The sequence below is a fragment of the Mesorhizobium sp. WSM4832 genome (genome assembly GCF_055811115.1).
The window spans coordinates 1-1,773 of the sequence record NZ_JBVVQH010000048.1 but is presented as its reverse complement, the minus strand read 5'-3'; the positions used below and the strand labels follow the sequence as shown (position 1 = coordinate 1,773).

At 60.5% G+C, this 1,773-nt stretch carries 3 protein-coding genes; all 3 read left to right on the top strand.

Translation table 11 applies throughout. The features are described from left to right. Positions 1–199 precede the first annotated feature (199 nt). The 3 genes from AC0L2L_RS33250 to AC0L2L_RS33240 all read left to right on the top strand — a co-directional run bounded on the left by AC0L2L_RS33250 (position 200) and on the right by AC0L2L_RS33240 (position 1,633). Positions 200–841 carry a ThuA domain-containing protein gene (locus AC0L2L_RS33250; RefSeq protein WP_027170306.1) on the top strand — a complete coding sequence of 214 codons (642 nt, stop codon included), beginning with the start codon at positions 200–202 and terminating at the stop codon, positions 839–841. A 210-nt stretch (positions 842–1,051) separates the two neighbouring features. Continuing rightward, complete coding sequence (locus AC0L2L_RS33245) at positions 1,052–1,318, top strand: type II toxin-antitoxin system ParD family antitoxin (protein WP_473584005.1); 267 nt, start codon at positions 1,052–1,054, stop codon at positions 1,316–1,318. Positions 1,319–1,321: 3 nt separating this feature from the next. After that, entirely contained in the window at positions 1,322–1,633 is a 312-nt protein-coding gene (locus AC0L2L_RS33240; RefSeq protein ID WP_473584004.1) for a type II toxin-antitoxin system RelE/ParE family toxin, read from the top strand. The last annotated feature ends 140 nt before the right edge of the window (positions 1,634–1,773 follow it).

The following is a 1,773-nucleotide window of genomic DNA, read 5'->3' as shown; positions in this document are numbered from 1 at the left end:
GGCAAAGCCGACGCCGCGGGACAGAAAAGCCAAATCCTGTCCCCGCAACCAAACAACAAAACGCCCGCCTCGCGCGGCCGTTTGCGTTTTTTGCCCTGCGCTTCTTTCCAACTCGACTCGGCGGAGCTTTGCAGCGATGGTCGCTCGGTGCCCGCGGGCCATACATTCGGCCGCGGCGCTGACGTAAGAGGAGTAGAAGATGCGGCAGGCGCTGATCGTATGGGGCGGCTGGGAGGGCCACGAGCCCGAAGCCGGCGCTCGTGTCGTCAAGGCGATGCTCGAGGAAGAGGGCTTTGCCGTGCGTGTCGAGAATACGACCGCGGTCTTCGCCGATCCGGCGATCGCCGAGCTCAGCCTTATCGTGCCGATCTACACGATGTCCAAGCTCACCAAGGCGGAAGAAGCCAACCTGACGAAAGCGGTCGAAAATGGCGTCGGCCTTGGCGGCTATCATGGAGGCATGGGGGACGCGTTTCGCGAATCGCCCGACTATCAGTTCATGTGCGGCGGGCAATGGGTCGCGCATCCGGGCAACATCATCGACTATAATGTAAAGGTGACGCGGCGCGACGACCCGGTCATGCAAGGCATCGACGATTTCCCCTACCGCTCCGAACAATATTACATGCATGTTGACCCGTCGAACGAAGTGCTGGCGACGACCACCTTCTCCGGCGAATATGCGCCGTGGATCGACGGCGTCGTCATGCCGGTGGTGTGGAAGCGCAGGCACGGCAAAGGGCGGGTGTTCTATTCCTCACTGGGTCATGTGGCCGCGGAGTTCGAGGTGCCGCAGATGCGCACCATCCTGCGCCGCGGGCTGGCGTGGGCCGCCCGCTGAGGCGGCGGGTACACCCCGGCTAAAGCGCGTCGTCGCGATCCTCGATCGGGCGCCGGCGTGCTTGATCGACATTTCGATTGCCGCCCGATTCGATGGAGTCTTCCACCGAATCGCAAAGGATGAAGCGCATCCGAATCAATCAAGACTGTCAATTATTGCTATCTATTGCTATGTCTCGCGCTTGGCTCCATATTTTTCCTGGAGACTCCGATGCCTAACTACGCTTTGAACGACCACTATGAGCGCTTCATCAGGAAGCAGCTCGAATCGGGCCGCTACAACAATGCCAGCGAGGTTGTTCGCGCGGGCCTGCGCATGCTCGAGGATTTTGAAGCAGAGCGGGAGAAGTGGCTGCGCGAGGAAATCCCGTCGCGCATGGCCGAGCTCCAGCGGGATCCGGCAAAGGGTATCCCGGCTGAAACGGTATTTTCCCGGCTGGAGGCCCGTCATCGCGCACGGCAGGCGAAAGCCAAGTAGGGGATGGAATACCGGATTGTCTTCCACGCGAAAGCGGAGGCCGAACTCGAACAACTCTATGAGGATATAGCCGAGCGTGCGTCGCCGGCGGTTGCCTGGAATTTTGTCGTGGGCATCCGCGATCATTGCCTGGGCTTGTCGACATTTCCACAGCGCGGCACCGAGCGGGTGGAGATCGTGCCGGGGCTGCGGATCATCGGCTATCGCCGCGCGGTCAGTATCGTTTTCGCTGTCGACGGCGAGAGTGTGCTGATCCTGGGCATCTTCTACGCCGGTCGGAACATCACGTCGGAATTGCTCGAAGAACGGCTCTAAACCGAGGGTCAGTAGGGCGCCGCGGTCGACATTCGGCTAACGCATGTCGCCCAGAAGTGTGCGGCGGTTCTGGGACAACGACATGCATAAAAACAAAAACTTAAAGCGTGTCGCCTGAATCCGTTTCAGCGCGACACGCT